The following is a 7,245-nucleotide window of genomic DNA, read 5'->3' on the forward strand; positions in this document are numbered from 1 at the left end:
ATGGGCGGCGGGCCCATCGGCGCGGGCGGCGGCCCGCCGAAGGCCGGCGCGGCACCGGCGGCGGCGCGGGCCCTCCACCGCGACGGCGCCAGCGACGCCACGAGGAGCAGCACGCCGAGCAGGAAGAAGACACCGGACGGCCCGAGCATCGCGTAGCCGCGGTCCAGATCCCTCGGCAGGATGCCGACACCGGGATGGCTCAGCGCCCAGCGCGGGGAGAGGAACCAGATGACCCCGATGACCGTGTACACGGCCCCGGGGACGAGTGAGGCGACCGGCGACAGCCGGGAACCCGCCGCGAGGCCGAGCAGGACCATCGCCACCAGGAAGACCGCGATGGTGATCCACAGCTCTTTCCCGTGATAGCCCTGGAACCTCGCGAGGGTGTAGGCGTAGATCATCCTCAGCTTGGATCCGCCGTACAGCAGGCACAGGGCGGTGACCGGCGTCAGGACGAGGCCGGTCAGCACACCGAGGCCATGGCGCGCTCCGTTGGACATGGTCACCCTCCCGGGCTCGGGGGCGGCGGGCAGATCCCGCCAAACCTAATCCCGGGACTGACGGGAGCGCACGCCGGTTCGAGGCGGAATGTGTCCTCTGCCCGCTACCGGACAGCCCCCGCCCGCTACTGGACGGACTCGCCGGGTTTGGCCGGGGCGGGCTGGCCGAGCCGCGGCGGGCTGGTCAGGAAGCCGACGCCCCACGTCACGTGCATGGTGGCGAACACCAGCGGCAGCCGCATCCAGGCCGCCGGCGGCAGCCCGCGGCCCTCCACGGCCGCGCCCGCGACCATCAGGGCCGCGTACCCGCCCGGCAGGATCCAGCCCGGCCAGAACCCGAACAGCCCGGCGGCCGCGCCCGCCGCCATCGCGACCACGGCGATCGGCGGCGCGAGGTAGCGCAGGCTCAGCGTCCCCTGGTGCTCGCGTCCGACGACGCGCCGCCAGCGCCCGGTGTGGAAGTACTGCTTGGCGAGCGCCCGCAGGTTGGGACGCGGGCGGTAGGTGACGCGCATCCGCGGGGTGAAGTAGACCCGGCCGCCGGTCTGCCGGATGCGGTGGTTCATCTCCCAGTCCTGGGCGCGGGTGAACGTCTCGTCGTAGCCGCCGACCCGGTCCAGCGCGCTGCGGCGGAACGTCCCGAGGTAGACGGTTTCGACCTCGCCCGCCTCGCCGCCGGTGTGGAACCGGGCGTTGCCGACGCCGAGCTTGGACGTCATCGCGCACGCCACGGCCTTCTCGAACGGGGTGATGCCCTCGGCCGCCATGATCCCGCCGACGTTGTCGGCGCCGGTCTCCTCCATCGTCTCGACGGCGGCCCGGACGTAGTCGGCGGGGAGCAGCGAGTGCCCGTCCACCCGGACGATGATCGAGTACTGCGAGGCCTTGATCGCGATGTTGAGGCCCTGCGGGGTGCGCCCGGTCGGGTTGGCGACGACGAGGACGCGCGGGTCCCCGGCGGCGAGCTCGCGGGCGATCTGCTCGGTGCGGTCACGGGACGGCCCGACCGCGAGCACGAGCTCCAGCTCGCCGGGGTACTCCTGGCTGAGGATGCCGCGCACGGCGTCGGCGAGGTGACGCTCCTCGTTGAGGACCGGCATCACCACCGATACCGCGGGCCAGGTGCGTTCACCGGAGTCGGGACGGGTCTTCACGGCGTACCGGGTTTCCTGGTTCATGGCGCGATGGGCATGGGGAGACGAATTCATGTGGGCTCGCGGACGCACGCCGTCCGGAGACCGGAGGCGGGCGCCCCTTCCTCTCTCTTGCTCGCTTGCCTGACGCAGCCCACGCCACCCAGGTTCGCGTGCGGGCCGCCGGGGTGTGGTCAAGACGGCGCCACGTTACTGCAAGGACACGAGCTCCAGGTAGCCAACGGACGGGTGTCCCCCACTTTAGAGTGGTGGGGACTCGCGGCAGGACGTGATCTTCGGGAGGCGGCGGCCGGCATGGCAGACGGGCACGACTCGGGTCGCGGCGACCGGCGCTCGCCGGAGTCCGATCCGCTGGAGCGCTATTTCCGGCCGCGTCCGGGCTCCCACGCGGCGGCGGACGACGGTGACGCGGGCATCGAGGGCGTGACGATCGACGGGGTGCCCGCGCCGCGGGTGGCGGTGGAGAGCCCGCGCGGCCCGCGCCGTCCCGGCCGGACGCTCAGCCCGCGGGCCGCGATGAGCGCCCGCCGGCAGAAGCGCTTCCTGACCCTGACCGGGACGATGTCGGCGTTCGTGCTGCTGACCTCGGGCGGCGCATGGGCGTTCCAGAACTACGTCACCGGCATGATCGACAAGGTGTCGGTCGGCGGGCTCGGCAAGGGCAAGGACGCCCCGAAGGGCGCGATGACGATCCTGGTCGCGGGCGTCGACCGGCGCGAGGGCCTGACGAAGGCGCAGCAGAAGGCGGCGAGGCTGGGGCACGAGGCCGGCGAGCGCTCGGACACGATGCTGCTGGTGCACGTGTCCCGCGACCACGAGAGCGTGTCGGTGGTGAGCCTGCCGCGCGACTCCTACGTCACGATCCCGGCGCACAGGTCGAACGGGTCGGAGGGCGCGAAGGGGGCGCGGGTTCCGGCCCGTGCGGGCAAGCTGACCTGGGCGTACCAGTTCGGCGGCCCCGACCTCACCGTCAACACCATCAAGAGCGTGACGGGCATGTCCATCGACCACTACGTCGAGGTGAACTTCTACGGGTTCGTGCACATGGTGGACGCGCTGGGCGGCGTGGACGTCTGCACCGAGCAGGCGGTGAACGACCCCAAGAGCGGGTTGAGGCTCCCGGCGGGCAAGTCGCACGTGGACGGCTTGAAGGCGCTCGCGTTCGCCCGGGCCCGCTACACGCTGACCGGCGGCAGCGACCTCGGCCGCATCGACCGGCAGCAGCAGTTCATGGCGGCGATGCTGAAGCAGGCGCTGTCGACGAAGACGCTCGGTGACCCGGTGAAGTCGACGAAGTTCCTGAACGCGGCGCTGAAGTCGCTGCGCGTCGACGAGAAGCTGGCCGACAACCTGCCGAAGCTCGCCGACCAGATGAAGGACCTGTCGACGGACGACCTCACGTTCTCGAAGGTGCCGCTGTCCAATCCGGACTACAACGTCGTCCTGTGGAACGCGCCGAACCCGCAGTCGACCGTCCAGTGGGACCGGGACAAGGCGCGCGACCTGTTCAGGAGGCTCCAGCGGGACGAGTCGCTGGCGCAGCCCACCGCGAAGCCGAGCGCCACCCCGACGGACAAGCCCGAGGACGAGCCGGCGGTGCCGCCGGAGGACGTCTCCGTCCGCGTCCTGAACGCGATCGGCACCCCCGGCCTCGCGACGAAGGCGGGCGGCCAGCTGCGGGACCTCGGCTTCAAGGTGACGGTCGTGCCGGGCGTGGCGCGGCGCGGCCTGCAGACCACGCAGATCCGGTACGGGACCGGCAAGGAGGACGCCGCCAAGACGCTCGCCGCCGCGATCCCGGGCGCCAAGCTGAAGAAGGTGTCGTCGCTGGGGTCACGTGTGCAGGTCATGGTCGGCGCGAACTGGGACGGCGTGAAGAAGGTGAAGTCGGCCCCGAGCACGTCGCCGCCCGCGTCCCCCCCGATCGAGACGGGCACGGCGACATCGAAGCTCTGCACCTGACCGGCCCCGCCCTGGAATAAAGTTCCGGTCATGGACGTGGGAGGGGCCGCATGAGCGGGGACGCGCCCGCCGAGGCGTTCTACGAGCCGCGCGGGGACGGCCGGTTCACCAGCACACCCGCCACCGCCGGCCCCTGGTCACCGGACCTGCAGCACGGCGGCCCGGTGTCGGCCCTGCTCGGACGGGCCTTCGAGCGGCACGCCCCCGTTCCCGGCACCCGGGTGGCACGGGTGACGGTCGAGATCCTGAGCCCGGTCCCCGTGGCCCCGCTGGAGGTGAACGTCCGGATCATCCGCCCCGGCAGGAGGGTCGCCCTGCTCGAAGGCGAGATCACCCATGAGGGACGCCCGGTGGTCCGCGCCTCCGCCTGGCGGATCATGATGGCCCCGTCCCACCTCGAACCGGTCGTGCACGCCCCCGCCCCGCCGTCCCTCCCCGAGTCGACACCACCGTTCGGTGCTTGGGGCGACCTCCACGTGGACGGCTACCTGGCCGCGATGGAGTGGCGGATGACCGACGGCGGCTTCGACCGGCCGGGCCCTGGCACGACATGGGCACGCCCCCGCATCCCCCTGGTCACCGGCGAGACCGACACGCCCCTCACCCGGATCCTGACCCTGGCCGACAGCGCATCCGGGGTGGGCAGCCAACTCGACCTGTCCAAGTGGCTGATCATCAACACCGACCTGACCGTGGCCCTGCATCGCGACCCGGTCGGCGAATGGCTGTGCATGGCCGCGTCCCTGGAAGCCGGCCCCGGCGGCAGCGCCCTGTGCCAGGCGACCCTGGCGGACCAGTCGGGCGAGTTCGGCCGCGCCCTGCAAACCCTCCTCGTAGACGAACGCCCTGACTCTTGCGACCAACGATGTGCGACCGGATGACTCGCACAGCATCTCGGTCTTGGTAGGCGTGCCGCCGCTGGGGCGATCGCACCACGAGGCACGGCCGCCGGGGCGGCGGAAGCCCTCTCCGCCGTATCCGGAATGGAGGGCTTCCGCCGCTACCGCTTCGCAGGACGCTTTCCCCGCGTATCAGATTCCCTTACCGCAATGCCAGGAGGAATCTGTAGAGAGTTGGATGCAGACTCGCGCCTTGTAACCGCGGTGGTCGTAGTGCCAGCCGGTGTTGGCCTGGGTGCCGTCATGCACGTAGTAATAGTCTGATATCATCTCGTAGCTTCCGCCGTTGTGCTTGCGTTCCAGCTTCATCCAGCATGCGGCGCTGGACGAGTAGACGAGCCCCTGGGCGTACCAGCGCCCCTTGATCTTCTTCGTGTTCATCCAGCCCTTGCAGGGGCCGCGATAGACGACGGAGCCGGGCTCGTAGCCCTTGGCCTGAATCGGCGCGCTGCGCTGATTCGACGCGATGGGCGCGGTCTCGGCCATTGCCGCCGGAGCGAAAGCCCCGGCGGTCACGGCCGCGGCGATGACCGCGAAGGCGGTTCGGTGAACGATCTGCATTTTGTTCCTTCCTGTTCTTGCGCCGCACCTCTGTATCGGCGGCGCGCATGAGATCCGTCTCGCTCTTTTCGCAGAGCGCGTTCGAGGTGATCGTGAGGCCGCTTCCCGTGCGCGCGGGCAGGGCTTGGAGGTGAGCGAACGTTTCCATCCGCCGGACCTGACCGATGATCAGTGGACGGGGCCATCTCCGATGGCCGTGATCCGCTGGGCCGTCATCGGCCCGATGGTCCGCCGCATCCCCCGTGACCATCCCGCACCGGGCCGGACCTCACCCGTTGGAATGCGTCCGATGAGCTGCGCGCTCACCTGAAACGCTCCCTTTGCGTCCGTGCCCATCTGCCGGCGGAGATCTGTCCGCGCCAGCAGATGATCTACCAGTGCGCGTTTCCGGCGCTGCCGGCCGGGTTCTTGACTTCCCCGTAATTGCGGCTCTCGGCGACCACGGCCCTCACGGACGTCGGCCCGGAATTCGGTGGCGGCGTCGCCATGGAACTCTGGGCACGGTAGTGATCATGAAGATCTTCACGGGAACTGGTGTCGCGGCGAGCCGCGCCGGGTGAATCCTGAGATCGGACACCCTGTTTCCTCTTCTCCCTGTCCGCAATTATGCGGGGTGAAGGCCGAATCTCTGCGGCGGGGTTCCCTTCACCATTGGTTCACGATATTCACCGATCGGGCGACAGGACGCAAGACCAATCCAGTAATTTTTGCGATGCGCTCTGTAACGGTTGTCAAATTTGGAGTTCACTGCGCGGTCATAACCAAGACCAAGGCCCATTGCCCGGCATCCTCGCAGTTCAGTGGCTCCCGGTGTGCGGCTGCCGGAGGCTGGAGAGATCCGCACCGAACGCCGAATCGGCGGCCGGATGGGGTCTTGGGATTCTTATTGATGCTCCCGAGGCGCTGATCGCGTCCCATGACGAGGATGCCTGCGGCCGTCCCTGGATCGCCGCGTTGCCGGAACCGGTCAACGACCTCCTCGACCGGTGGTCAATGCGGCCGGGCCGCGCTCATGGGGCGGCGATGGCGTGGTCCGCCCGCTCGACCGCGCCCCGGGCACCGGGAGCGCGTCGGCGGGTGACGGCCTCGTTGGAGGAGCGGCGCAGAAGTGCCGCAGTCTTTTCTCCGGGTCGGCGTTGCCGAGGCGGATCACGGGCATGCCCAGGAAGGTTCCGGCTGAGGGGGATGGCGGTGGAACGACAGGCATGGCCGCGGCTGCGGGTCGCCGACTGGCAGGAGACCCGCGACACGCTGCACATGTGGACGCAGATCGTCGGGAAGATCCGGCTGGCGCACGCGCCGCTGGTGAACCACTGGTGGCAGGTGACGCTGTATGTCAGTCCGCGCGGGCTGACGACGTCCACCGTCCCTTACGGCACGGGCGCGTTCGACATCGAGTTCGACTTCGTCGACCATCGGCTGCGGATGCGCACCAGCGACGGCGGCGTGCGGGGGTTCGGGCTCCAGCCCATGCCGGTGGCGGAGTTCCACGCCCGGACGATGGGCCTCCTGGACGAGCTCGGCGTCAGCACGCGCATCCAGGGACATCCGAACGAGGTCGAACCCGCGATCCCGTTCGCGGAGGACGACCGGCACGCCGCCTACGACGCCGGGGCGGCGCACCTTTTCTGGCGGCAGCTCCTGCAGGCATCGCGGGTGCTGGGCGAGTTCCGGTCACGCTTCGCCGGCAAGGTCAGTCCCGTGCATTTCTTCTGGGGCTCCATGGATCTGGCCTGCACACGGTTCTCCGGACGGGACGCGCCCGAGCATCCGGGCGGCGCGCCGAACTGCGGTGACTGGGTGATGGTCGAGGCGTATTCGCAGGAGCTCAGCAGCTGCGGATTCTGGCCTGGTGGAGGCGAGGAGGGCGCCTTCTACGCCTACGCCTATCCCGAACCCGACGGATTCGCCGGCCAGCGGGTGGGGCCGTCCGCCGCCTTCTACAGCCGTGAGAACGGACAGTTCCTCCTGCCCTACGAGGCGGTGCGCACGGCACCGGACCCCGACGGCGACCTGCTCGAATTCCTGCAGAGCACCTACGAGGCCGCGGCCGGTCCGGGCCGCTGGGACCGCGCCGCGCTGGAGTCCGACCCCGCGAGATGGGCCCACAGAACCCACCGGCCGCTCTGAGGGGAGTCCCCCGGCCCTCCCCTCACTACTTGAGGAGTT

At 70.1% G+C, this 7,245-nt stretch carries 6 protein-coding genes; 3 read left to right on the plus strand and 3 right to left on the minus strand.

Annotated elements, in window-relative coordinates; translation table 11 throughout:
- A partial coding sequence (locus AF1_RS30705) for a hypothetical protein (protein ID WP_067807353.1) occupies nt 1-500 on the minus strand: 500 nt, incomplete at its 3' end.
- A 125-nt stretch (nt 501-625) separates the two neighbouring features.
- The gene (locus tag AF1_RS30710) at nt 626-1,678 is read right to left on the minus strand and encodes a glycosyltransferase family 2 protein (RefSeq protein WP_131732393.1); all 1,053 of its coding nucleotides are present in this window, start codon (nt 1,676-1,678) and stop codon (nt 626-628) included.
- 270 nt (nt 1,679-1,948) lie between these two features.
- Between AF1_RS30710 and AF1_RS30715 the strand changes: the two genes are divergently transcribed.
- Both AF1_RS30715 and AF1_RS30720 read left to right on the plus strand, forming a co-directional pair.
- The gene (locus AF1_RS30715; protein ID WP_067807356.1) at nt 1,949-3,616 is read left to right on the plus strand and encodes an LCP family protein; all 1,668 of its coding nucleotides are present in this window, start codon (nt 1,949-1,951) and stop codon (nt 3,614-3,616) included.
- A gap of 50 nt (nt 3,617-3,666) precedes the next feature.
- Entirely contained in the window at nt 3,667-4,497 is an 831-nt protein-coding gene (locus AF1_RS30720) for a thioesterase family protein (RefSeq protein WP_067807359.1), read from the plus strand.
- A 150-nt stretch (nt 4,498-4,647) separates the two neighbouring features.
- Here the strand turns inward: AF1_RS30720 and AF1_RS30725 are convergent, their stop codons facing one another.
- The gene (locus AF1_RS30725) at nt 4,648-5,076 is read right to left on the minus strand and encodes a hypothetical protein (protein ID WP_067807364.1); all 429 of its coding nucleotides are present in this window, start codon (nt 5,074-5,076) and stop codon (nt 4,648-4,650) included.
- 1,185 nt (nt 5,077-6,261) lie between these two features.
- On the opposite strand from AF1_RS30725, the gene AF1_RS30730 reads away from it, so the two are divergent.
- Complete coding sequence (locus tag AF1_RS30730) at nt 6,262-7,206, plus strand: DUF5996 family protein (RefSeq protein ID WP_067807368.1); 945 nt, start codon at nt 6,262-6,264, stop codon at nt 7,204-7,206.
- Nucleotides 7,207-7,245: the final 39 nt, after the last annotated feature.

The sequence above is a fragment of the Actinomadura formosensis NBRC 14204 genome (assembly GCF_001552155.1).
GTDB classification, from domain to species: domain Bacteria; phylum Actinomycetota; class Actinomycetes; order Streptosporangiales; family Streptosporangiaceae; genus Spirillospora; species Spirillospora formosensis.